This is a genomic window from Telluria sp. LT2P80, assembly GCF_059685955.1.
Map to the genome: position 1 here is coordinate 370,050 of NZ_JCASIO010000003.1, position 23,587 is coordinate 393,636.

Consider the following 23,587-nt stretch of genomic DNA (forward strand, 5'->3'; position numbering starts at 1 on the left):
AACGTGCCTGATCTCCCAACGTTTATCCGGGGCGCTACCTGCAGTCTCAATGCGACCTACCGCGACCCGCGACGCCTTGATGGCCATCAGCAGGCGCTTCAAAATTAAAATAATTGGAGATAAATCGATGAACCGACTGAACAGAAAGAGTGGCCGACAGATTTTGATCAGCGCCATTATCGGCACTGCACTTTGCCAACCAGCCTACGCCGCCTGGCCAAACGACAAACCCATTGAAGTGGTAGTCGGCTTCGCGGCAGGCGGCGGCACTGATCTGCTGGCCCGCAAGATAACGCGGTTCATGCAAAAACCACTCGGCGAAAAAACACAGTTTATCGTCATGAACAAACCTGGCGCGGGAGGCGAAATTGCCACGGGTTACGTTGCACGTGCTGCGGCAGATGGCTATTCCGTTGCGGTTGTCAACATGCCGGGATTTCTGTACGTGCCGATGTCAAAAAAATCCCAATACAAACCCGAAGACTTTCGTTTGGTCGCCCGGATCGTCGATGATCCGACAGTATTGATTGTTCGATCGGACAGCAAATATACCAACGTCGCCAGTGTTCTTGCAGCACTCAAACGGCAACCGGGTTCTGTCTCATTCGGAAATAACGGCATCGGGACGAATAGCGAGATTGCTGCCAAATTGATCAGCAAGCAGACGGGATTGTCGTTGAACGAGGTGCCTTACAAAGGAACGGCAGCACAGCGCACCGACCTGCTCGGTGGTTTCATCGATGTTGCGGTTGTGAGCGCAAGTGAAGTGCCAGAACTCCATCATGGGAAAACGGCCGAATACCGTGCTATTGCGCAGCTCTCCCGAACCAGAATCAAGGCGCTGGCTCAGGTGCCAACGGCGATTGAATCAGGCTTGCAAGTGACGATGTCATCGGAACGTGGATTTGCAGTCCATAAAAATGTTCCTGCGAATATCACCCAACAGCTGCAGAAAGCCGTTGAAACAGTGGTTCGTGATCCTAAATTTGCTGCAGCAAACCCTGGAGATGCCCCTGTTTTTGCCTACCTTACAGGCGCTCAATGGAATGATTCGCTGAATCAAACCCGCAAGCTGTTACAAGAGGTACTTGCGGACAAGCAGAAATGAATGTCGAAAGCGTCGCCAACGTGAGTTATCGGGGTGTCTGACGTCAACGATGGTTCATGGGTGCCTGCATTAGTCATGGTGACTCACCAGGCAGCGGCGGGCCGGCGTTCTTGCTGTAGGTAGCAACAACGCCGGCCCGTCACCAGCTCAGCGCGTCGCCGCCTTCGCCCGCGCTGCGTGCAGCTTCTTGTAGCTGTCGATCAGGCGGTGATGACGGTCGAGCCCTTCCAGTGCCATGCTCGTCGGCGTCAGGCCATGGAAGCGCACGCTGCCGTCCACCGAGCCGAGCACGGCATCCATGCGCTCGTCGCCATACATGCGGCGGAAGTTGGCGACATAATCGTCCAGTTCCAGATCGTCGTCGAGCGAGACTTCCAGCACCACATTCATCGCCTGATAGAACAGGCGGCGTTCGACGGTGTTGTCGTTGTACTGCAAGAACGCACCGACCAGTTCATGGGCATCCTCGAGCTGGCCGAGCGCCAGGTGAATCAGCAGCTTGAGTTCGAGCACGGTCAGCTGACCCCACTCGGTATTCTCGTCAAACTCGATACCGATCAGCGTGGCGATATCCGAGTACTCGTCGAGCTCACTGTTTTCAAGGCGATCGATCAGCGCTTCGAGACTGTCGTCGTCGAGGCGATGCAGATTAAGGATATCGCTGCGGAACAGCAATGACTTGTTCGTGTTATCCCAGATCAGGTCTTCGACCGGATAGATCTCGGAATAACCCGGCACCAGGATGCGGCACGCGGTCGCGCCGAGCTGGTCGTACACCGCCGTATAGACTTCCTTGCCCATGTCGGCCAGGATCGCCAGCAGCGTCGCCGCTTCTTCGGCATTGGCGTGCTCGCCCTCGCTCGAGAAATCCCATTCCACAAAGTCGAAATCGGCTTTGGCGCTGAAGAAGCGCCACGAGACGATGCCGCTCGAATCGATGAAGTGTTCGACGAAGTTGTTCGGCTCGGTGACGGCATTGCTGGCGTACGTCGGCTGCGGCAAATCGTTCAAGCCTTCAAAACTGCGGCCCTGCAGGAGTTCAGTCAGGCTGCGCTCCAGCGCCACTTCGAAACTCGGGTGCGCGCCAAACGAGGCGAATACGCCCCCCGTCTTGCGGTTCATCAGCGTCACGCACATGACGGGGTAGGTGCCGCCCATCGACGCGTCTTTCACGAGCACCGGAAAGCCCTGCTCTTCCAGCGCTGCAATGCCGGCCACGATGCCCGGATATTTCGCCAGCACTTCTTGCGGCACGTCCGGCAGCGACAATTCGCCTTCCAGGATCTCGCGCTTGACGGCGCGCTCGAAAATCTCGGACAGGCACTGCACCTGCGCTTCGGCCAGCGTGTTACCGGCGCTCATGCCATTGCTGACGTACAGGTTCTCGATCAGGTTGGTCGGGAAGTACACGACCTCATTGTCCGACTGGCGCACGTACGGCAGCGCGCAAATGCCGCGCGCGGCATTGCCCGAATTGGTGTCGATCAGGTGCGAGCCACGCAGTTCGTCGTCCGGGTTATAGATCTCGAGGCTGTAGGCATCGAGAATCTCCGCCGGGAGCGCGTCGTTCGGGCCTGGCTTGAACCAGCGTTCGTTCGGATAATGGACAAACGGCGCATTGGCGATGTCTTCGCCCCAGAACGCGCCGGCGTAGAAGTGGTTGCAATTGAGACGTTCGATGTATTCGCCCAGTGCCGAGGCCAGTGCGCTTTCCTTCGTTGCGCCCTTGCCGTTGGTGAAGCACATCGGCGAATGGGCGTCGCGGATATGCAGCGACCACACGTTCGGGACGATATTGCGCCACGAGGCGATCTCGATCTTGATGCCCCAATCGGCCAGCATGCCCGACATATTGGCAATGGTCTGTTCGAGCGGCAGGTCCTTGCCGGTGATGTAGGTGCGCGAGTCGGTCGACGGCTGCAGCGTGAGCAAGGCCTGCGCATCGGCGTCGAGATTCTCGACTTCTTCGATGACGAACTCGGGGCCGGCCTGCACCACTTTCTTGACCGTGCAACGGTCGATCGAGCGCAGGATGCCCTGGCGGTCCTTGTCCGAGATATCGGCAGGCAGCTCGACCTGGATCTTGAAAATCTGCTGGTAACGGTTTTCCGGGTCGACGATATTATTCTGCGACAGGCGGATGTTTTCGGTCGGGATGTTGCGCGTATCGCAGTACAGCTTGACGAAGTACGCCGCGCATAGGGCCGACGAAGCCAGGAAGTAATCGAAAGGGCCCGGCGCCGAACCGTCACCCTTGTAGCGGATGGGTTGGTCGGCAATCACCGTGAAGTCATCGAACTTCGCCTCGAGACGAAGCTTGTCGAGAAAGTTGACCTTAATTTCCATCGCAGATTTCCTCAGTAACGCTCTAAATCGTTCAAAAACATAAAGCCCTGTAAAAACAGGGCTTTATTATTATGCAGACACTCGCAGCTGCCCTGCCAGAAGCTGGCACCACGCAAGCAGCGCGCCATTCTAGCATTATTGCGGTGCCAGATCGTCGCTGGCGGGCGTGATTACCACGTGATCTGGCGTCGGTTCCATGTGCTCGCAAGGTTGGCGCCGCCGCTAACGCGGGGTTTGTCGTTTCGCAAATTCATACGTTGGTTAGTTACATTTCAGCGAGATTAGGCGCCGCTCTACTCGATCCGGTGACCATCCTCACAGCCAGTGCCCTGGTCAGGTTTCAGCGCGCTCAACACTACTGGCCCGAAAGCGCTTGCGGTAGTCGGACGGCGATGTGCGCAGGGCTGCCTTGAAATGCTGCCGAAGCGACAGCGCCGTGCCGAATCCGGATGCGTGCGCGACGCGCTCGATCGACAAGTCCCCTGCCTCGAGCAGCCGCTGGGCATGGATCAGTCGCTGATTCTGCAACCACTGCTTGACGGAGGTGCCGGTAGCAAGGCGGAAATGACGTGTGAAATTGCGCCGGCTCATGGCAGCGCGCTCGGCCAGCATGTCAATGCTGTGCTCCTCGTGCAGATGTTCACCGACCCATTCGAGCAACTGGGCGAACCGCCCTGCCGCAGCGTCATCCGGCAACGGCCGCTCGATGAATTGCGCCTGCCCGCCGTCACGGTGCGGCGCGACCAGGATGTGCTTTGCGACACGGTTAGCGACCTCGGCACCACACAATCGCCGCAGCAGATGCAGGCAGCAATCGAGGCCGGCGGCAACACCCGCCGACGTCAGGATGTCGCCATCATCCACGTACAGCACGTGCCGGTCCACGGCAAGTCGGGGATAGTGCTGCGCGAGCATGTCTGCCGCCTGCCAGTGCGTTGCCACGGTCCGGCCATCGAGCAGGCCGGCCTGTGCCAGCGGAAAGGCGCCCAGGCACAAGCCGACAATGATGGCGCCGCGCGCATGGCCGCGGCGCAGACTGTCAAGCAGGCTGTCCGGTGCACTGCGCCCGTCTGCGTGCCAGGAAGGCATGACGATGATGTCAGCCTCATCGACTGCCGAGAGGTCGGCATCGATCGCGATCGCGAATCCGGCAGAGGTTGGCAACGTGCCCGCCTGCGGTGCGCAGACAGTGATCTCGAACGACATCGCATCGGCGCCGGCCACGTGGCTGCCGAACACCAGACAAGGCACCGACAAATGAAATGGCGTGATGCCCTCGAAGGCGATGACGGCAACTTTTTGGTGGTGGACTGCAGGCGCAATAGGAGGCATGGCCCGATTGTATCGAAAGTTAGCCTTCGGGCCAATGTTCGATGGTGGTCGTTGCGAGCACAATCGGTCTTCCGGCTGGCCCGACACGTGCACGATATTGTCGCTGGCCGCCTCATTTCAATGAAAGGAACATCACCATGAACAAGCATGCTGTCGTCGTCGTCGACCTCCAGAACGAGTATCTCCCTACCGGAAAACTGGCCCTGGCCGGCATCCATGACGCATTGGCCAATGCAGCGCGCGTGATCGCCGATGCCCGCACCAACGGCGACCTGCTCATCCATATTCGCCACGAGTCCACGGACCCGGACGCGCCCGTCTTCACGCCGGGAACGGATGCCGTCCAGATCCACGACACCGTGGCGCCGGCGCAGGGCGAACCGGTCATCGTCAAGAACTTCCCGAATGCTTTTCTCAAGACCCATCTCAAGGCACTGCTGGACGACCACGGCGTCGACAGGGTGACGGTCATTGGCGCCATGAGTCATATGTGCATCGATGCGACGACCCGTGCAGCCTCCGACTTCGGGTACAAGACAACGGTCGTGCACGATGCATGCGCCACGCGCGACCTTGAGTTCGTTGGACAAACCGTGCCGGCCGCGCAGGTGCACGCCGCGTTCATGTCGGCACTTGCGTTTGCCTACGCGTCGGTGGTGTCTGCCGACGACTACCTGGCGGGCTGACAGACCGCTGGTGCCGGACAGGCTGGCGCGACTATCGGGCTGCTGGTAGCCCGATGCCGTGCGCAGTGGCCTGTTCCGGCCCTGGCGCTCTCGCATTCGTTCACGCCCATCCAAATCCCCGCCGACCACGATCGCGTCCCGAAGCCATTTCGGGAATAACCCATCGACCCCGGTCACCAGTTCTCCCTTCCCTCCCCTCCCGCATCCAACCGGTTCGGCACCGTTCGATCGCGCTTCCGATCTGCCTGTGCACAGGCGCACCTCACCAAACAAAAATCCGCGGGAGACCCGACTTTCGAATGAAAGAATTTTCATGAAATACGTTAACACAACGGAAATTCGAAAAAACGAAAGATGTTTTGTATTACACAGAATTTCGCTATAGACTTGGTGTCACAGCGATCGTTCGAGCAATGTCGAAGACTTTCGATATCCCTCAACCGAAAGCTGCGATATGAGGATTCAAGCAATACGAAATAAAACGAAAGAAAGAATCAAGTCACATCAGCTGGTAAGTACTCCGGCTCGTGGAGGCAGTGATCGCAACTAGACAGCCTTTCCGTTTGCCAGCCATTGCCACGCTGCTCCAACAACTTATAAAGGAAGCGTTTCATGAATTCTCCTTCACAGTGCCGCTCGCGCGCCGATCGTCAGGATCGGTTTATGCTCAATCCGCTCACGTCTGCCTGTCTGCTCGCGCTTGCCACACTTGCGACATCGGCCCGCGCTCAGGATGTCATCGCGCCCGATGCCGGCAAACTGGAGCAAGTCGTCGTGACCGGCACCCGTGCCAGCCTGCAGCAATCGCTGGAACTCAAGCGCAATGCCGCTGTCGTACAGGACAGCATCAGCGCGACGGAACTTGGGCGCTTCCCTGACAACAACGTGGCCGACTCGCTCAGTCATATCACCGGCGTCTCGATTTCCCGCACGGCCGGCGGCGAAGGCCAGCGGGTCAGCATCCGCGGCCTGGGCCCTGACTACACGATCACCACGTTCAACGGGCGCCTGCTGGGCACCGACAGCGCGGGCCGCTACTTCGCATTCGACGTGCTGCCGGCCGACGTGATCAGCGGCGCCGACGTCGTCAAGTCGACCCAGGCGCAGTTGATCGAAGGCGCCATCGGCGGCCTGGTGAACCTGCGCTCCGCCAGCCCGTTCGACCAGAAAGGCCAGCGCGGCCTGGTGCGCGCCGAGGCTGACCGCAACGACATGAGCAGCCTGAACGGCAAGAAACTGTCCGCCACCTACAGCAACACCTTCGACAACAAGCTCGGCGTGCTGCTCGGCGTTGTCTATGCCAAGCGCGACGTGCGCACTGACACCGCCGGCAACGACGGCGGCTGGTCGCGCAATCCTATCCCGAGCGACCCAAGCCAGTTCTGGGAATACGGCAATACCTGGGGCGGCGCCATCGATCCGAACGGCAACGGCGTACTCGACCCCAGCGAAGAAGGCCTGATCGGGCCCGGCCAGTTCCGCTTCGGCTCCATCATGGAGAAAAAAGAGCGCATCGCGCTATCGGGCAAGGTGGAGTGGCGGCCCAGCAGCGACGTCAAGGTCATTTTTGACGGCTTCAAGACGCGGCTCGACTCACCCCAGGTGGGCTACCAGCTGTCGTACTACCCGCTGTACGCCCCAGGCCGCTGGTCCGACGTCAAGGTCACCAACAATGTTGTGACAGACCTGACCTTGAACAGCAACGACCCCGAGCTGCGCCTGAATCCCGAAGTGCTGAACAAGACCGAATACCGGGTCGTCGATACCGCGATGTACGGTACCCGGGCCGAATGGCGGATTTCCCCGACGCTGAACGTGGCCGGCGACGTCTATCTGTCCACCTCGAAGCGCGACTCCGGCGGCAAGGACAGCTACGTCGTGCTACGCATGAACCAGCCGAACACGACGCGCATCCGGCTCACTGGCGCCGCCGTGCCCGACGTGACGACCACGCTGGCCGATGGCCGCGATCTGCAGAGCGGCCTGGCCCAGGGCCTGTTCAGCGGCAACGACTTCAATACCCACTTCTACAGCCGCGCGGGCGACAATATCGACGACCGCATCGGCGGCGCGACCGTCAATGCCGACTGGAAGGTGGACCGCTACAGCATCGACTACCTCAAGTTCGGTCTGAGCCAGACCAACCGCAAGAAGTCACGCGACATGATCAACAATGCGTTCAACTCGGGCCAGGATCACTACTCTGGCGAAAACGCGATCAACGTCGGCACCCTGGGCGGCAACGTGATCAACCAGACGCTGAGCCCGAAAGGCTTCCTGTCGGGCGTGAACGGCAACTTCCCGCGCAGCTTCCTTGGCTTTGACGTCGACCGCTACGCGCAGGCACTGGCGGGGCTGGACGGCAAGCCACGGCCAGGCGGCGGCGTCTACAGCTCGACCTTGTCAGCGCCAGCCTTCAACCCGCTGGAAAGCTACCGCGTCGAAGAAAAGACCTCGACCGCGTTCGTGCAGGCCGACCTGGCCGGCGAGCGCTGGTTCGCCGACGTGGGCGTGCGCTTCGTGCGCACCAAGACCGGTGCGCAGGCGTGGGACGCCAAGATCGAAGACATCGTGCAGAACGGCGCATTCAACTTCACGCCTGTCTACGCCGATCCGTCGATCGTGCGTCAGGATGCCACCTACAGCTTCGCTCTGCCGTCGGGTAACTTCACCTATTCGCTGACCGACAAGCTGCAGCTGCGGGTTGGCGCCGCGAAGACGATGGCGCGCCCGTCGGTCGACAAGCTGGCGCCGTCCAGCACCACGGCCAGCATCTCGTGGGGCGACTTCACGCAGATTTACGGCGGCAACGCCGACCTCAAGCCGTACACGGCGCACCAGGCCGACATCTCGCTGGAGTGGTATTACGCCAAGAGCTCGGCACTGACTTTCGCCGTCTATCAGAAAAACATCAAGAACCAGATCACCAATCTCTACCTGGCCGGTCAGGACATCGGTGCACCCGGCGGACGCCTGTTCAACGTGCAGCGCCCCATCAACGGCGACAGCGCCAAGGCGCGCGGCATGGAGATCGGCCTGCAGCACCTGTTCGACAACGGCTTCGGCGTGCGCGCACAATACACGCGCAATCTGTCGAGCAGCTGGGTCGGCGGCATCGAACGCCCACTGGAAGGCATCGCGCCAGCAACGGCATCGCTGGGCATCCTGTACGAACGGGGCCCGTGGAGCATGAGTACCACAGCCGACTTCACCGATTCGTTCGTCACTGCGACCAACGTGATCGGTTCCGGCTTCAACGAGGTGACCAACTCGGTCACCTGGCTCACGGCCCAGCTCGCCTATGATGTGAACAAGTCGCTGCGCATCAGCATCGAAGGTAACAACCTGACCGATGCCGAGCAGGCACCACGACTGACCAACGGCACCGTCAGCCTGCCCAACGGCTATTACCGGTACGGCCGCTCCGTGACCCTGGGCGCCAGCCTGAGGTTCTAATGCAGCACGCGGCGCCATGGTACGTGGCGCCGCACAGCCCATCGCCAGCGCGGGCCGGCCTGTCAGTTCACCGGCCCGCAACACCGAGAACTGGAATCCTGATGCACACTTCTGTTTTTTCCCTTGCCGTCCTGCTCGCCGGGGCCATCCCTTTCTCCGCATACGCCGCGGACGGGTCCAGCTACACAATGGCGGACTATGCCAGCGTTGCCAAGATCGACGCGCACCTGCACCTGCACAATGCTGCGCCGGCGTTCATGGAAGCTGCCCGGCGCCAGAACTTCAAGATCCTGTCGATCAATGTCGACTACCCTGATTTCCCACCACTTGATGACCAGCAGCGCGTCGCCATCGCACTGAAAAAGCAATTCCCGGAGGACGTCGCATGGGCAGTGAGCTTCTCCGTCGATGGTTCCGCCCAACCTGCGTGGCTCGCCGCCACCCGCCACCGCATTGCCGCGTCGATGGAAGCCGGCGCCGTGGGCGTGAAGGTCTGGAAGAACATTGGCATGAGCCTGCGCGGCGCCGACAAAGAACTGGTGATGATCGACGATGCGCGTTTCGCACCGCTGTTTGACGACCTGGCCCGCCAGGGCATCCCGTTGCTGGGCCACCAGGGCGAGCCGCACAATTGCTGGCTGCCGTTAAAACGCATGACGGTCAACAACGACCGCACCTACTTCAAGAACCACCCGCAATACCATATGTATCTGCACCCCGAGATGCCAAGCTGGGAAGCGCAGATGGCCGCGCGCGACCGCATGGTGGCGGCGCACCCGACGCTGCATTTCGTCGGCGTGCACCTTGCGTCGCTGGAGCGCAATGTGGATGAACTGGCAGCGTTCCTCGACCGGTTCCCCAACGCGGTGGTAGACGCTTCGGCGCGCATCGGCCAGCTGCAGTACCAGAGCCAGCGCGACCGCGAAAAGGTGCGCAACTTCTTCATCAAGTATCAGAACCGCATCCTCTACGGCAGCGACATGGCGCAAGAGCCTGGCCAGGATGGGGCCGCACTGGGCCGTGAGGCCGAAGGCGTGTGGCGCATGCACTGGCGTTACTTCAATACGGCAGAGTCGTTCAAGGTCGCCGATCTCGACAAGCCCGTCCAGGGCCTCGCACTGCCGCGCGACGTCGTCGACAAAATTTATCGCACGAATGCCGAGCGCGCCTTCCCCGACGCCTGGAAAGGCCAGCCATGACCGCGCGCCGAGCATTTCTCGGGTGGCTCGGCGCGGCGCCGCTGGCCACGCAGATCCCGCTGGCCCAGGCAGCGCCCGCCTCCGTCACCGGCAAGGGCCATGTACGCGTGCAGGACAGCGCCGTCTCACTGCAATTCGACGAGCAGTTGCGCTGCCGTATCGTCAGCCTGCTGGGCAAGCAGCCTGCCGCGCTGACCGGCTTCGACACCAGCGAGCATCTGGTCGTCGGCGGCAAGCCGCTCGGCCGCTTCACATTGCAGAAGGCCGAGCCAGCCCCGGCCACGACGCCGTTTGGCGCCGGACAAGCGCTGCACCTCGTCGGCCGCTCTGTGGAAGGCGTCGAGAAGCGTGTCACCGTGACCCTGCTCGACGAGCATCCGGGCGTCGCGTTGCTGGACGTGCGCTACGTGAATACCGGTGCCAAGCCGCTGACGATCGACGCCTGGGTGAACGGCGCGCACCGTTTGGCCGCCGCGCCGCGCCATGCGGGCGGCTACTGGACCTATTCAGGCGCCAGCCACGCCGACCGGCGCGACTGGGTCCAACCCGTCAAGCGCGGTTTCGAGCAAGGCAACTTCCTCGGCATGAACGCATCCGACTACGGCGGCGGCACGCCAGTCGCGGATGTCTGGCGCCGCGACGTCGGCCTGGCCGTTGGCCACCTGGCGCTGCAGCCGCTGCTGGTGTCACTCCCCGTCAAGGCGGTCGGCAATGCGGTCGACATCGCGCTGCGCGGCGACGTCCCGCAGACGCTGGCCCCGGGCGCCACGTTGGCCACGCCGCCCACGTTCATCGCCGTGCACCGTGGCGACTTCTATGTGCCGCTCGACCGCTACCGCCGCCTGATGGCCGCGCAGGGCCTGGCAGCTCCCGAGCCGCCGCAAAGCGCCTACGATGCGCAGTGGTGCGCCTGGGGCTACGAACGCGATTTTTCGCTCGACTATGTGCGCGCCACGCTGCCCAAGGTGCAGGAACTGGGCTTCAAGTGGGCCGTACTGGACGACGGCTGGCAGGTCAAGACCGGCGACTGGACGCCCGATCTCGCCAAATTCCCGCGCGGCGGCGACGACATGAAGGCGCTGGTGGCCGACATCCACGCACGCGGCATGAAGGCGCGGCTCTGGATCGCGCCACTTGCCGTGGCCCCCGGCAGCGACGAGCTGCACGAGCATACCGACCTGCTGCTGCTCGACGAGACCGGCGCGGCCCAGGACGTGACCTGGTGGAACTGCTTCTACCTGTGCCCTGCCTACGACAAGACGCAGACGCGCCTGGCCGCGACGCTGCGCATGATCATTGCGGACTGGGGCTTCGACGGCCTCAAGGTCGATGGCCAGCACCTGAACGGCGTCGCGCCGTGCTTCAATCCCAAGCACCAGCACAAGCGCCCCGAGGAATCGGTCGAGGCTGTCGCCGACTTCTACAAGGTCATGCACGACGTGGTGCATGCGGCCAATCCGGAAGCGGTGCTGGAGGTGTGCCCGTGCGGCACCAGCTACGCCTTCCACAACATGCCGTACATGGACCAGGCGCCATCGTCCGATCCGCTGTCGAGCTGGCAGGTGCGCCACAAGGGCAAGACACTCAAGGCACTGATGGGCCCGTGGTCCGCCTATGCGGGCGACCACGTGGAACTGAGCACGGGCGGACAGGACTTCGCTTCCAGCGTCGGCATCGGCGCGGTCGTCGCCACCAAGTTCACATGGCCCGTGGACCCGAAACCCAAGGACTCGTTCCTGCTGACACCCGAGCGCGAAGCGCACTGGCGAAAGTGGGTGGACCTGTACAACAAGGGGCGCCTGGCCGAAGGCCGTTACCGGGGCGAGCTGTACGACCTGGGTTTCGACAAACCGGAAACCCACGTCGTAGAGCAAGCTGGCGCGTTGCACTACGCGTTCTATGCCGATCGCTGGGATGGCATGGTCGCCTTGTGTGGCCTCGGCCCGGGCACCTGGACGCTGCGCGATTCGCTCAGCGGCAGCGTATTGGGCAAGGTCAGCGCCGAAAAGCCAACGCTGCCCCTGCGCTTTACCCACAGCCTGCTGGTCGAAGCGCGGCCCGACGTTCCCGATCAGCTGCCTGTGGCATTTGCCAGCAGCGTCCAGGCCGTGGGCACGGACGGCTTCCCGCACGCATCGCAATGGGCCGATGCGCCCACGACCTTCTTCCGCCACGACTGGCAAGGCAAGCCGCTCGCCGGCCCCCAGTCGACCCGTGTCCAGCTGCTGCGGGGCGCGGGCCACCTGTACCTGCGCTTCATCTGCAAGTACGAGACGCTCACCACTTTCGACCAAGCCGGTTCGGCAAGCGCCATCTGGCCGCTGTGGGAGCGCGATGTTGTCGAGGTGTTCCTGCAGGCGCCGGATCGCGCCGGACTGAAAAGCTATCGCGAGGTGCAGGTTGCGCCCAACGGACTGCTGCAGGAAATCGCGATCGAGGTGTCGGGCAAGCGGCGCATCGACGGCGGCAGCCGCGCCAGGGCGCATGTCGATGCGGGCAACAAGGTCTGGACCGCCGAGCTGGCCATACCAATGCAGGGTGGAGACGGCTGGCGCCTGAACCTGTTCCGCGTCGAAGGCCCCGAAGCTGCCGGTGACAACCGCGTGCATTCGGCGTGGAGTCCGACCCGCACTGCGGCGCCCGACTTCCACGTGCCAGGCGCGTTTGGCCGGCTGCTGATCGACGCATGATGCTGCAGCGCCTGCGTCCACTCGCGCTGCTCGTCATCTTGTCGGCGCACGCCCATGCGGGGCAATCGGCAGACCGTCCGTCAGGCAGTCCCGTCGAGACAACGTTCCAGGCGTCGGCCGACGAGATCGCCAACCCCGAGCGCGGCATGTACGTCTGGGCGGCCGACAACCTGGCGGCGTGGACGCAGGCACAAGCCGATGCACAGTTTGCGGCCGGCTACCGGATCGTCTACGCGCCGGTGCGGCTGGACGCGCATGCCGGCCACGCGCTGCCCGCGACGCTGCTTGCCGACGTGACGAAAGGGTTTGCGGTTGCACGCCGCGCGGGCCTGAAAGTCATCCCGCGTTTCATGTACAACTTCCCGGCAGGCGAAACCGCTTACCGGGCGGCGCAGGATGCACCGCTCGAGCGCGTGCTGGAACATATCGGGCAGCTCAAGCCGGTCCTGGCGGCGAACGCGGATGTCATCGCGTATCTGCAGGGTGGCTTTATCGGGGCCTGGGGCGAATGGCATACCTCGTCGCACGACCTGACCCTGCCGGCGCGGCGCACGCAGATCCGCGCTGCGCTGCTGGCCGCGCTGCCGCCGGACCGCTTCCTGCAAGTGCGCTATCCACCTTATCTGATGGCGTGGGCGCCACAGGCGCCGCGCTGGCGCGACGGTTCGGCTGTGGCACGCATCGGCGTGCACAATGACTGCTTCCTGGCATCCAACACGGATGTTGGCACCTACAGTGAGAATGCAGCGACCCGGCAGCGCGAGCGCGCCTACGTGGCCGCGCTGGCGACGACAGCGCCATTCGGCGCCGAAACCTGCAATCCGGCCGATGCAGTCAACCCGACGCCACGCACGGACTGCGAGGACATCCTGCGCGAAGGCCGGCGCTTCGGCCTGACGTACCTGAACGACAGTTACTATCGCGACCTGTTTCACCAGCGCTGGCAGGCCCAGGGGTGCTTCGCGCAGGTCAAGCGCAGCATGGGCTACCGGTTCGAGCTGGTGACGTTGCGACACAGCCCGCAGATCGTGGCTGGCCAGTCGGGTGAACTGGTGCTGACCGTGCGCAACAGCGGCTGGGCCCGCGCCTTCAACCCGCGTGGTGTGCAGATGGTGCTCCGGCATCGCGCTACTGGCCGGGTCGTACGGCTGGCCCTGGCATCGATCGACCCGCGCGCCTGGCTGCCGGGGCAGACCAGCACCGCAACCGCACGGGTTGCGATCCCGGGCGGCACGCCCACTGGCGCCTGGGACATGCTGCTGGCCTTGCCGGATGGCGCAGCGTCGCTGGCCGACGACGTGCGCTACAACGTGCGGCCTGCCAACGCCGACGATGCCGCCAAAGCGCAGGGATGGGATGCCCCGCTGGGTGCATTTCGTACCGGGACCACGCTGCATATTCTCTGAAGTTCTGCCACGCCGTGCGCGCGTGGCCAGCTTACTCGGCGATCAGCAGTTCAATGCCGGCCTCGCGCAGGCCATCCCGGTATTGCGGACTGATATCGCCGTCGGTGATGACGGTGTGAACGCGGTCGAGCTGCACGATACGGTGCAGGCTGATGAAGCCGAACTTGGAGGAATCGGCGAGCACGATGACCTTCCTGGCGCGTTCGACCATCTTGTGGTTCAGGCTCGCTTCCGCCTCGTGGTGGGTCGTCACGCCGAACTGCAGGTCGAGCCCATCGACGCCCAGGAACAGCTTGTCGAAACTGTAGGCCTGCAGGCAGGCTTCGGCCTGCAAGCCCTGGATCGACAGCGCCTGCTTGCGCAGCAGGCCGCCCGTCAGAATGAGGTCGACGCCTGCGGCATTGACCAGCTCCCACGCGATATTCAGGCCATTGGTCAGCACCGTCACGTTCTGCACGTCGCGCAGGTGGCGCGCCAGCGACAGCGTCGTGGTGCCCGAATCGATGATGATGTTCTCGCCCGGCTTGACCAGGCGCGCAGCCAGCGCGCCGATGCGCTCTTTCTGCTCGTGATTCAGTGCGTCTTTTTGCGACACCGTGTGTTCGGTCGGCGGCATGCGTGCCAGCGTGGCGCCGCCGTGGCTGCGGATGGCCAGGCCCTGCGCCTCGAGCGCACTCAGATCGCTGCGGATCGTGACGGCCGAGACGTTGAGTTGCTTGACGAGTTCGCTGACCTGGACCGAGGCTTGTTCGGTAAGAGCTTTAAGAATGGTGTCGCGGCGCTGACCGGTTTGACCCATGATTGGATACGCAGATTTAATAAAAAAACAGCTTACCAGATTGGCGCACGGCCGGCACGCCATGTGCTTGCCGGCGCATCATTGCGTGCCTGCCAGGCGGTCGAGCGCTGCCGGGTTCAGCGGTATGCCGACCTGGTGCGCGGCATACACGGCCGCACCGAGCACGGGCGGCAGGCGCGGCGCCATCAAGCGATAGGCGCCAGCGCTGCTGGCAGCAAGCACGCGCGCAAACGGCGCGCGTAGTGGCCCATCCTTACCGAATAGCCCACCCGAATACGAGACCGTGACTTCGGTGCCTGGATCGACGCCGAGCTGGCCCCGCACCGCATCGACCAGGGCGGCCACCTCCACCGCCGCCGACTCGAGGATCGCTGCTGCCTGCGCATCGCCCAGCGCTGCCGCTTCGGACACGAGGCGCGACAGCGCGGCCACCTTGCTGCGCTCCCCTTTCAGCTCGCCATAGACGACCTGGCACAGGTCGAGGTCATCCTGCAGCGCCAGGCGCGTGCGCAGCAACCCATGCAGCGGCCCGCGTGGCGCGCGGCCATCGCTCATGCGCGAGAACAGCGCGAGCCCGGCCCGCGCGATCCAGTAGGCCGAGCCCTCGTCACTGAACAATTCACCCCAGCCGCCGGCACGCGCGCCCTGCCCGCCGATGCGCCCATAGGCCATCGAGCCAGTGCCCGCGATGACGCTGATGCCGTCGGCACAGGCCAGCGAGCCGGCCCAGCTGCACACCATGTCGTTGTCGCACAGGTAGCGCCCGTGTCCCAGCACGGTGCGCGGCAGCGCATCGAGTTGCGCCTGCACGGCGCGGTCTTCGCCATACGCGGGCAAGCCGAAGAACGCGAACGCGACGTCGTTCGCGGTCACGCCGGCGGCCGCGAACAACCCGGCGCAGCCGCGCGCCAGCACGTCAGCCGCGCCCTCCATGCCGACTTCGAGGTAATACGCGCTGCTCTGTTCATTGCGCGCCAGGACCTGGCCCTGGCGGTCGATCAGCGCGAACGCCGTCTTGGTGCCACCGCCGTCAACCCCGAGAAACATCGCTGTCCTCCGCCAGTGGATAAATCGTGACACCCTGCACCACGCGATTGACGGTGCCCGACACGCTCGGCGTATCCGGACGCAAGCCCAGCGCCAGCGACTGCAGCAGCGCGAAGGCCTGGCAGAACACGATGTACGGCAGCGCCAGCGCCAGATCCGGTGCCTGCCCGACCGCGTCCAGCGTGATGCAGGCGTCACCCAGCGCCGGTTCATCGCGGCCGCTCAGCGCCAGCACGCGGCCGGCCCGGCCATCACTGCGCAGCTCGCGCAGCAGGTCGAGGTCATAGCGGCGGGCACGGGGATCGTTCGACAACAGCACGACGACCAGCGTGTCGGCATTGACGACCGTCTTCGGCCCATGGCGAAAGCCCAGCGGCGAGTCGAACAGCGCGACGACCTGGCCATCGGTCAGTTCCAGCAGCTTGAGCGAGGCTTCACGGGCCAGCCCGCGCAGCGCATTGCTGCCAAGGTAGACCACGCGGCTAAAATTCTGCGCCACCAACCCGTCCAGCAGCGGCAGCATTGACGCCAGCACCTGCGCGGCCGCAGCCGATGGCCCCGCGGTGGCGCCCGGCGCCAGCACGCCGAACGCACCCGCCGCAGCCAGCAGCATCGAGGTGAAGCTGGTGGTCATGGCGAACCCACGGTCGTGCGTGGCGTCCGGCAGCAGGATCGCATGCGCATTGGCGCGGCCCTGCGCCATCCGGCACAAGGCGCCGTCGGCATTGCAGGTGATGACCAGGTGGTAGATCTCGTCCACGACCCCGTCGGCCAGATCGACTGCGGCCACGCTTTCCGGGCTGTTGCCCGAGCGGCCGAACGACACGAGCAGCGTCGGCACCTTCGGCTGCAGGAACTGCCGCGGGCCCGACACCAGGTCGGTGGTGGGCACGGCGTCTGCGCGCCAGCCGCCGCCCAGCAACGCCGGCGCGAGGCATTCGCCGATGAACGCCGAGGTGCCGGCGCCCGTCAGCACGATGCGCAGGTCGGGCTTCGCGAGCAAGGGCCCCAGGAACGCGTCGAGCGCGCTGCGCTGATGGGCGACCAGTGCCTCGATCTCGGGCCAGACGGCCGGTTGCTGCGCGATTTCGCGCGCGGTAGCGCCGGCGCCGGCGGCATCGAGCCGCTCCGCATCAATGCCCAGAATATTCTTGTCTGCTACTAACATGCTTCCAACTCCTTCGTTGCGGCCCCTGCCATGCAGGCGGCCATGTATTGGCGCAGCACCCTGGCCACGCCCTCTTTGAGCAGATCGACGGGCTGGTTGCAGAGCCGCCCTTCACGCACGGCGTCGTATTGAAACGGCAGGTACTGGCTCAGCAGGGTGAGCGGCGGCGGCGTACGCTCCAGACTGGCCAGCAGGCGCGCCTGCGCGGCCTGGATGGCAGGATGCGGCCAGTAGTAGCGAATCCGGTCACTCAGGCTGTATTGCTGGTCGAAGCGGGCGCGGCGCGGCTCATTGTCGTAATATTTTTGCCACTGCGCCGGCTCGGCACGCATCACCTCCAGCACCGTGTCCTTGAACCCGGAACCCTTGCCATCGCCCGCCATCGCGGCCTCGATATCGGCCAGCGCCCACAGCGTTTCACGCAGCGCGAACGTCGCGCCCGGGCCCACCTTGAGGATCGCAAAATGGCCGGCGACGAGCGCCGCCAGGTTCGCCGCCGTCTGGTAGTCGGTCGAATGGGCCTCGTAGACCAGCGTGGGCACGTCTTCGATCATGCGGCCGAGCTCCACGGCGCGCTCGGGCCGGAAGTCGATCACCTTGTGGTGGTCGAATTCGACGCCCGGCTGCACCACCAGGCCGACCACGCGTGGCCACGCCCCATCCAGTCCGGCAGCAGCAAATGCGGCGCGGTGCGCCGCGATGGTCTGCGTCGCCGCGGCGGGTGTCGTGACGCTCAGCTCCGCCAGGTCTTCATGCGCGCCACCCGGCACCGGCACTTCGGTGCCCACCACATACACGGGCGCCTCACCGCCAGCCGCCTGCCAGGCCCGCTCGGCAACGGCGCACAGCCGCGCAGCCCGCGCGGCCACGACCTCATCCTGCAGCGGCACCGGGTCGCCGGCGCACGACATCGAGCAATCCAGGTGGATCTTGCGAAACCCCGCCGTGACATACTGTTCGATCAGCACCTCGGCCTTCGCCATGGCGGCATCCGCGTGCTCGCCTTGCCAGGCATTGGGGCCCAGGTGGTCGCCACCCAGCAGCACCCGCTCGCGCGCCAGGCCGACGCGGTCGGCGATGGCGTAGACGAAATCGCGAAATGCGCTTGGGGTCATGCCGGTGTAGCCGCCATCCTGGTTCACCTGATTCGACGTCGCTTCGATCAGCACCGGCTGCGCCGGCCCGGCCGCGAGCGTTACTTCCATCGCCGCCTCGAGCACGATCGGATGCGCCGAGCACACCGCGTGGATCCCGACCGCTTCGCCGGCCTTGTGCCGGCGCACCAGATTCAACATGTAGTCCATTTGTCAGGCTCCTTCGGTTGATTCGGCAGGCGCGACGTCGTCCGCCTGCAGCGCAAGAAACAGCGCGGCCGCCAGCGCCAGCCCGATGCCGGCCAGACGGTAGCCGCCCGGCACGGCGCCGGCCAGCGCCATCGCGATCACGGTGGTCAACAGCGGCGCGCCGGCATTGACCAGTGGCGACACCGTCAGCGCCTTGCCATGCCTGAACGCGTACACCAGCGTCAGTGCGCCGATGGCATTGAGCACCTGGGTGGCAGCGGCCAGCAGCGGCCCGGATGGCCCGTAATTGATCGGCTGCGAGAAATCGGTCATCGCCAGTGCCACCGGAATGCACAGCAGCGCACTGGCGGTCATGTAGAAGAAAATGCTTTCGGCATCCATGCGCGTATTGGCCAGCTTGATGAAGTACGCCTGCAGACCCCATGCAACCAGCACGCCGATCGCGAGCACGAACCACAGCCCGTACTGCTGCGGGGCGCCGCCCGGGTTGAAGTCGAACAGCGGCAGCGCGCATACGGCCAGCACGATGCCGAGTACGCCCATGCGGCCCGTACGCTCATGCAGGAACAGCAGCGAGAGCACGATCGTGATGACGGGAGAGAGCGAAATCAGCGGGAAAATCAGGTAGGCCGGGCCGGCTTTGACTGCATAGAACAGCACCATCTGCCCACCCGCGCCTAACAGGCCAATGGCCAGCCCGTAGCCCACGGCAGTGCGGTCGCGGCGCACGCGCCAGCCGGAACGCGCCAGCACGAACAGCGCCGGCGGCACCATCGTCAGCGCCCACACCACATACACCAGCGTTTCGGGAAAACCGTTCTGGGTTGGCAGGCCTGCGAACGCGCCCCACACGCCCCACAGCAGCGCCGTCGCCAGCGCGTAGCCGAGCCAGCGCGGCTTGGCAGCACTGGCGGGAGCTTGCGCAGGCAACGTCGTCTTTTCCAGGGTATCTACTGGATTCACAGGGCCACCCATGCTGTCATCCAATTTGTGCCGTACTCGACGCCATCGCTCGTTGTGCTTTTCATCCGAATCCTCTCCGCCAGGTGCGTTAGTTTCAAACGTTTTCGTTGCTACCCATGCGATAGTAAAGAAGTGCCAAACGAAAAGCAAAGTCTTTCCAAATATTTTCGCTTTCGCGTGTTTTCGCCGACAAAATCGCGCCTTTTATTTTCGAATACTTTCGATTACCATCAGGACGACGGACGCATGCGCCGTCCGACCCTTTCCCGCCCGCAGACAAATTCATCGTCAGGAGATTTGCATGAACCATCGCTGGACTGAAGCACGTGAACCCAAACCCTGGACCGTTGTCTGCGGCAGCCTGGCTGCTGCCCTGGCCTTGTCGGTGACGCAGGTTCATGCAACATCTCCGGATGATCCCCTGGCCCCGGCAGGCCGCTGGGAAGGCAACACGAGCGGCAGCGCCAGCACGCCCCCGATGGGCTGGAACAGCTGGAATGCATTCCGCACGGAAGTCGACGAAGGCAAGGTCATGGGCGCGGCGAAAGTGCTTGCCGACAGCGGTCTGGCAAAGCTCGGCTATAACCATGTCATCCTCGACGATGGCTGGTGGATGAAGCGCCGCGCCAGCGATGGCCGCCTGCAGATTCGCACCGGCATCTTCCCGTCTGCCGCTACCGGTGGGCCGGATGGCACCAGCTTCAAGCCCTTCACCGACAAACTGCACGCGATGGGCTTCAAGGCAGGCATCTACACGGACGTGGGCCGCAATGCGTGTTCGCAAGCCTACGATCTGCATTCGCCCAACCTGCCACAGGGCACGACAGCGGAACGCGAAGTGGGCCTGGACGGCCACGTCACGCAGGACATCAATCTGTATTTCAAGGACTGGGGCTTCGACTATCTGAAGATCGACGCGTGCGGACTGGCCGATTTCATCCCGGGCTCGGACCTGGTCAAGAAGCAGAGCTACCGCGGCATGGCGCCGCTGATCGAACGCGGGTCGATCAACCGCACGGATATCGGCGCCGTGCGCGCCCGTTACGAAACCGTTGCGGCGGCCATCAAGGCCGCGCGCCCGCTGGGTGATTATGTGATGTCAATCTGCGCCTGGGGCATGGCCAACGTGCGCAGCTGGGGCAAGGATGTCGGCAACCTGTGGCGCACCAGCGCCGACATCACGCCAAGCTGGACCAGCATGCTGCACAACTTCGACAGCGCGGCCAAACGTGCGCTGTACGCCGGCCCCGGCCACTGGAACGATCCCGATATCCTGCACATCGGCCATGGCGAATTCGATGCCAACAATCCGGTCGAAGTGCGCTCGCATTTTTCGCTGTGGGCGATGATCAACGCGCCGCTGCTGATCAGCTATGACTTGCAGCATGGTCCGGCGTCGCTGCTCGCCGTCCTGGGCAATGCGGACGTGATTCGCCTGAACCAGGACAAGGCCGGTCACCAGGGCATCGTCGCCTACGATTCCGACGATGCGCAGATCATCGTCAAGACACTGGGTGACGGGCAGCGCAAGGCAGTGGCGCTGTTCAACCGCGGCGCGGCGCCCGCACCGGTGACGCTGCTGGCGATGCACCTGAAACTGGCGGATGGCGCACCGGTCACCCTGCGCAACCTGTGGACCAAGGAAACCCTCACCTTTACCGGCGAGAAGGCCTTTACGCTCGCGCCGCACGAGACGCTCGTGTTTGAAGCGCAAGGCAAGCGCCAGCTGGACAATGGTGTGTATTTGTCGGAGATCCCGGGATCGATCAACGTTGCCGTCGACGGGACGCGCCAGCCGCAACTCGATCCGACCGTGCACCGCATGATCGATCCGTGGTCGAGCACCCGCTCCGGCGGCTCGCGGCCCCAGTACGCGGGCTGGGGCGGCGCGCAGCCGGATGCAACGCCGTTTGGCCAGAGCCTGCAGGTGGCCGGCCAGGTGTTTACGTCGGGGCTGGGGGTGCTGTCGAATTCGCGCCTTCAGGTGAAGAACGATGCCGGCAACGCGCGCTTGACCGCCTCGGTTGGCGTGGATGATTCGACTGAAAACATGGCCGAATCGGTGCGCTTTTACGTGTATGGCGATGGAAAACTGCTGGCTGAAAGTACGCCGGCGCGGTTCGGATCGAAGGCTCAGGCATTGACGGCCGATGTGCGCGGCGTGAAGGTCATTGAACTGGTGGTGCGGGATGCCAAAACCGGCAACGCGGTGCCTGTCGTGGCGACCTGGGGCGATGTGCAGCTGACGCAGGCCGGTGCCGCTGCGTCGGGTCCGCGAACGTCGGGCAGCGACCGCATCTGAGTGCCGGGACACGACACAATGATGACCTCATTCACCAGCCTCGACACCCTCGTCTTCCTCATCTACTTCGTGGCCATTTCGGCCTACGGCATCTGGATCTACTGGAGCAAGAAACGCTCGTCCGGCAAGGCCACCCACGACTTCTTCCTGGCCGAAGGCTCGCTCACGTGGTGGGCCATCGGCGCCTCGCTGATCGCATCGAACATCTCGGCCGAACAGTTCATCGGCATGAGCGGAGCCGGCTTTCGCATCGGCATGGCGATCGCGGTGTACGAGCTGATGGCGGCGGCGACCCTGGTCATCGTTGCCGTGTTCTTCATGCCGATCTACCTGAAGAACCGCATCTATACGATGCCCCAATTTCTCGAGCAGCGCTATGGACCGGCGGTGGCGGCAACGATGGCCGTGTTCTGGCTCGGCCTGTACGTGGTGGTCAACCTTACCGCCATCCTGTATCTGGGCGCACTGGCGATCAGCAGCATCGCCGGGCTGAATGTGCTGGCCTGCATGCTGTTCCTGGCCGTGTTCGCCACCGTAATCACGCTGGGCGGCATGAAGGTGATCGGCTACACCGATGTGATCCAGGTGCTGTGCCTGGTCATTGGCGGGCTCGTTACCACCTGGATTGCACTCGACCTGGTGGCGGCGCTGGCCGGTGGTCAGGGCGCGGTGCGTGGTCTGAGTGAACTGTATCTGCGCGCCGGCGAGCATTTCAACATGGTGCTCACGCGCGACGATCCGAACTACATGGATCTGCCCGGCATGTCGACCATCATCGGTGGCATGCTGATCGTGAACCTCAACTACTGGGGCTGCAACCAGTACATCGTCCAGCGCGCGCTGGGCGCCAACCTGCACACGGCGCGCAAGGGCCTGCTGTTCGCCGCCTTCCTCAAGCTGCTAATGCCGGTGATCGTGGTCTTGCCCGGCATTGCGGCCTATGCGCTCGACAAATCCGGCACGCTTGGCGACGCGATGCGGCCGGGTGGCGAACTCAACCCGGACCGCGCCTACCCTACCCTGCTGGCCCTGCTGCCGGCCGGGCTCAAGGGGCTGGCGTTCGCCGCCCTTGTTGCAGCGGTCGTCGCGTCGCTGGCCGGCAAGGCCAACAGCGTCGCGACGATCTTCACGCTCGACGTCTACAACAAGCATGTCAACCGTGCGGCCAGCGAACAGCGCATGGTCTGGATCGGCCGGATCTCGGTGTTGGCGGCGATGGCCATTGCCGTGCTGCTCGCGCCCTTGCTGGGGATCGACAAGAAAGGCGGCTTCCAGTACATCCAGGAATACACCGGGTTCGTGTCACCCGGCATCCTGGCGATGTTTTTGCTGGGCTTTTACTGGCGCAAGACCACCGCTGCGGCGGCCATGTTTGCCACGATTGGTGGGCTGGTGTTTTCGGTGTTTCTCAAGTTCTTGCCAATGGTGATGGATCTGGGGTTTCTGGCGCCGATCGGTTTTGCGGTCAATAACGGCGCTGGTAGTTACGAAATCCCGTTTCTTGATCGGATGCTGATTGTGTTTGTCATGGTGGTCATTGGCATGGTTTTGTTGAGCACTACGGCGCAGCGCGACGGCAGCAACAAGCGCATGGTGATCGACCGGTCGATGTTCCGGGTTGATCGCGGATTTGCGGTTGGTTCGGTAGTTATTTTTATCGTGCTGGTGGCGATTTACGGCGGTTGGTAGTTTAAAGGCACGTTGTCGCGCCAGTTCGATTTGTCGTTCGAAGGGAACGAGATCGGCAGCGCGCTCGTGTTCACAGCCGGGGCCGTGTCCGA

The 23,587-nt window shown here is 63.6% G+C and carries 15 protein-coding genes; 8 read left to right on the forward strand and 7 right to left on the reverse strand.

The genetic code is table 11. From position 1 onward, the window contains the following. Positions 1-127: 127 nt before the first annotated feature. Positions 128-1,108, forward strand: coding sequence for a tripartite tricarboxylate transporter substrate binding protein (locus tag AC56LW_RS10895; RefSeq protein WP_499634183.1), 981 nt, complete (start codon positions 128-130; stop codon positions 1,106-1,108). Between the two features lie 147 nt (positions 1,109-1,255). On the opposite strand, the gene AC56LW_RS10900 is transcribed toward AC56LW_RS10895, so the two are convergent. Together AC56LW_RS10900 and AC56LW_RS10905 are read right to left on the reverse strand one after the other, a co-directional pair. Beyond that, entirely contained in the window at positions 1,256-3,454 is a 2,199-nt protein-coding gene (locus AC56LW_RS10900; protein ID WP_499634184.1) for an OsmC domain/YcaO domain-containing protein, read from the reverse strand. A 333-nt stretch (positions 3,455-3,787) separates the two neighbouring features. Further along, entirely contained in the window at positions 3,788-4,786 is a 999-nt protein-coding gene (locus AC56LW_RS10905; RefSeq protein ID WP_499634442.1) for a GlxA family transcriptional regulator, read from the reverse strand. A 137-nt stretch (positions 4,787-4,923) separates the two neighbouring features. Between AC56LW_RS10905 and AC56LW_RS10910 the strand changes: the two genes are divergently transcribed. The 5 genes from AC56LW_RS10910 to AC56LW_RS10930 all read left to right on the forward strand — a co-directional run bounded on the left by AC56LW_RS10910 (position 4,924) and on the right by AC56LW_RS10930 (position 14,223). After that, entirely contained in the window at positions 4,924-5,472 is a 549-nt protein-coding gene (locus AC56LW_RS10910; RefSeq protein WP_499634185.1) for a cysteine hydrolase family protein, read from the forward strand. A gap of 612 nt (positions 5,473-6,084) precedes the next feature. Beyond that, on the forward strand, positions 6,085-8,928 hold the full coding sequence (locus AC56LW_RS10915) for a TonB-dependent receptor (RefSeq protein ID WP_499634186.1): 2,844 nt from the start codon (positions 6,085-6,087) through the stop codon (positions 8,926-8,928). A gap of 101 nt (positions 8,929-9,029) precedes the next feature. Next, entirely contained in the window at positions 9,030-10,127 is a 1,098-nt protein-coding gene (locus tag AC56LW_RS10920; protein WP_499634187.1) for an amidohydrolase family protein, read from the forward strand. Then, entirely contained in the window at positions 10,124-12,817 is a 2,694-nt protein-coding gene (locus AC56LW_RS10925; protein ID WP_499634189.1) for an alpha-galactosidase, read from the forward strand. Before AC56LW_RS10920 ends, AC56LW_RS10925 begins: the two co-directional genes overlap by 4 nt. After that, a complete protein-coding gene (locus AC56LW_RS10930; RefSeq protein ID WP_499634190.1) occupies positions 12,814-14,223 on the forward strand; it encodes a DUF4832 domain-containing protein in 1,410 nt (469 codons plus the stop codon). The genes AC56LW_RS10925 and AC56LW_RS10930 overlap by 4 nt, the downstream gene beginning before the upstream one ends. Before the next feature lie 31 nt (positions 14,224-14,254). On the opposite strand, the gene agaR is transcribed toward AC56LW_RS10930, so the two are convergent. From agaR to AC56LW_RS10955, 5 genes are all read right to left on the reverse strand, one after another. Next, positions 14,255-15,022 (reverse strand): transcriptional repressor AgaR, encoded by a 768-nt coding sequence (agaR, locus tag AC56LW_RS10935; protein ID WP_183552891.1) that lies wholly within the window; start codon positions 15,020-15,022, stop codon positions 14,255-14,257. A gap of 78 nt (positions 15,023-15,100) precedes the next feature. Continuing rightward, positions 15,101-16,069, reverse strand: coding sequence for an N-acetylglucosamine kinase (locus AC56LW_RS10940; protein WP_499634192.1), 969 nt, complete (start codon positions 16,067-16,069; stop codon positions 15,101-15,103). Further along, positions 16,053-17,237 carry an SIS domain-containing protein gene (locus tag AC56LW_RS10945; RefSeq protein ID WP_499634194.1) on the reverse strand — a complete coding sequence of 395 codons (1,185 nt, stop codon included), beginning with the start codon at positions 17,235-17,237 and terminating at the stop codon, positions 16,053-16,055. Before AC56LW_RS10945 ends, AC56LW_RS10940 begins: the two co-directional genes overlap by 17 nt. Continuing rightward, complete coding sequence (locus tag AC56LW_RS10950; RefSeq protein WP_499634196.1) at positions 17,231-18,541, reverse strand: D-tagatose-bisphosphate aldolase, class II, non-catalytic subunit; 1,311 nt, start codon at positions 18,539-18,541, stop codon at positions 17,231-17,233. Before AC56LW_RS10950 ends, AC56LW_RS10945 begins: the two co-directional genes overlap by 7 nt. A gap of 3 nt (positions 18,542-18,544) precedes the next feature. Then, positions 18,545-19,516, reverse strand: a complete 972-nt coding sequence (locus tag AC56LW_RS10955) for an EamA family transporter (RefSeq protein WP_499634198.1) — start codon at positions 19,514-19,516, stop codon at positions 18,545-18,547. A 289-nt stretch (positions 19,517-19,805) separates the two neighbouring features. Between AC56LW_RS10955 and AC56LW_RS10960 the strand changes: the two genes are divergently transcribed. Both AC56LW_RS10960 and AC56LW_RS10965 read left to right on the forward strand, forming a co-directional pair. Continuing rightward, positions 19,806-21,806, forward strand: coding sequence for an NPCBM/NEW2 domain-containing protein (locus AC56LW_RS10960; protein WP_499634200.1), 2,001 nt, complete (start codon positions 19,806-19,808; stop codon positions 21,804-21,806). A gap of 18 nt (positions 21,807-21,824) precedes the next feature. Next, complete coding sequence (locus AC56LW_RS10965) at positions 21,825-23,495, forward strand: sodium:solute symporter family transporter (RefSeq protein WP_499634202.1); 1,671 nt, start codon at positions 21,825-21,827, stop codon at positions 23,493-23,495. Positions 23,496-23,587 lie beyond the last annotated feature (92 nt).

Coding starts and splice junctions, on each gene's coding strand:
- AC56LW_RS10895 (WP_499634183.1), top strand. CDS start 128: ATGAACCGACTGAACAGAAAGAGTGGCCGACAGATTTTGATCAGCGCC.
- AC56LW_RS10900 (WP_499634184.1), bottom strand. CDS start 3,454: ATGGAAATTAAGGTCAACTTTCTCGACAAGCTTCGTCTCGAGGCGAAG.
- AC56LW_RS10905 (WP_499634442.1), bottom strand. CDS start 4,786: ATGCCTCCTATTGCGCCTGCAGTCCACCACCAAAAAGTTGCCGTCATC.
- AC56LW_RS10910 (WP_499634185.1), top strand. CDS start 4,924: ATGAACAAGCATGCTGTCGTCGTCGTCGACCTCCAGAACGAGTATCTC.
- AC56LW_RS10915 (WP_499634186.1), top strand. CDS start 6,085: ATGAATTCTCCTTCACAGTGCCGCTCGCGCGCCGATCGTCAGGATCGG.
- AC56LW_RS10920 (WP_499634187.1), top strand. CDS start 9,030: ATGCACACTTCTGTTTTTTCCCTTGCCGTCCTGCTCGCCGGGGCCATC.
- AC56LW_RS10925 (WP_499634189.1), top strand. CDS start 10,124: ATGACCGCGCGCCGAGCATTTCTCGGGTGGCTCGGCGCGGCGCCGCTG.
- AC56LW_RS10930 (WP_499634190.1), top strand. CDS start 12,814: ATGATGCTGCAGCGCCTGCGTCCACTCGCGCTGCTCGTCATCTTGTCG.
- agaR (WP_183552891.1), bottom strand. CDS start 15,022: ATGGGTCAAACCGGTCAGCGCCGCGACACCATTCTTAAAGCTCTTACC.
- AC56LW_RS10940 (WP_499634192.1), bottom strand. CDS start 16,069: ATGTTTCTCGGGGTTGACGGCGGTGGCACCAAGACGGCGTTCGCGCTG.
- AC56LW_RS10945 (WP_499634194.1), bottom strand. CDS start 17,237: ATGTTAGTAGCAGACAAGAATATTCTGGGCATTGATGCGGAGCGGCTC.
- AC56LW_RS10950 (WP_499634196.1), bottom strand. CDS start 18,541: ATGGACTACATGTTGAATCTGGTGCGCCGGCACAAGGCCGGCGAAGCG.
- AC56LW_RS10955 (WP_499634198.1), bottom strand. CDS start 19,516: ATGGGTGGCCCTGTGAATCCAGTAGATACCCTGGAAAAGACGACGTTG.
- AC56LW_RS10960 (WP_499634200.1), top strand. CDS start 19,806: ATGAACCATCGCTGGACTGAAGCACGTGAACCCAAACCCTGGACCGTT.
- AC56LW_RS10965 (WP_499634202.1), top strand. CDS start 21,825: ATGATGACCTCATTCACCAGCCTCGACACCCTCGTCTTCCTCATCTAC.